Consider the following 719-nt stretch of genomic DNA (forward strand, 5'->3'; position numbering starts at 1 on the left):
GGGCGAGGCGCCGCGCGCCAGCCTGCTGCAGCGTTTCCGTGAGTCGGGCAACGGTGTGCTGCTGGGCTCGGCCAGTTTCCGCGAGGGCGTGGATGTGACCGGCGATGCGCTGAGCGTGGTGGTGATCGACAAGCTGCCCTTTGCCGCGCCCGATGATCCGGTGTTCGAGGCGCGGCTGGACGCGATCCGCCGCAGCGGCGGCAATCCGTTCCGCGATGAGCAGTTGCCCCAGGCGGTGATCGCGCTCAAGCAGGGCGTGGGGCGGCTGATCCGCAGCGAGACCGATCGTGGGGTGCTGGTGCTGTGCGACCCGCGGCTGCTGTCACGCGGCTACGGCCGGGTGTTCCTCGATTCGCTGCCGCCGTTCCGCCGCACCCGCGAGCTGGCCGATGTGCAGGCGTTCTTTGCGCGACAATGGGCGCCGGACACGCCGCCCGGGCCATCCGTCGATGACGACGGGACCGCTGCGCCCCCGTTCTCCCTTTCCTGATGTTGATGCCATGAAGCTGCTCGCCTTTGAAACCGCCACCGAAGCCTGTTCCGTCGCCCTGCATGTGGATGGACGGGTACTGGAGCGGTTTGAAGTGGCGCCGCGCCGGCACGCCGAGTTGAGCCTGCCGTGGGCCGAACAGCTGCTGGCCGAAGCCGGTCTTGTCCGCAGCCAGCTCGACGGCATTGCGCTCAGCCGCGGCCCGGGCGCGTTCACCGGGGTGCGGCTG

The 719-nt window shown here is 70.0% G+C and carries 2 protein-coding genes; both read left to right on the forward strand.

From position 1 onward, the window contains the following. On the forward strand, nt 1-490 hold a 490-nt coding region (locus JCM9942_RS17380; protein ID WP_256202432.1), incomplete at its 5' end, for an ATP-dependent DNA helicase. Between the two features lie 10 nt (nt 491-500). Continuing rightward, the coding region (gene tsaB, locus JCM9942_RS17385; RefSeq protein WP_083468623.1) for a tRNA (adenosine(37)-N6)-threonylcarbamoyltransferase complex dimerization subunit type 1 TsaB at nt 501-719 on the forward strand (219 nt) is incomplete at its 3' end.

This window comes from Stenotrophomonas pictorum JCM 9942 (assembly GCF_001310775.1).
Taxonomy (GTDB): Bacteria; Pseudomonadota; Gammaproteobacteria; order Xanthomonadales; family Xanthomonadaceae; genus Stenotrophomonas; species Stenotrophomonas pictorum.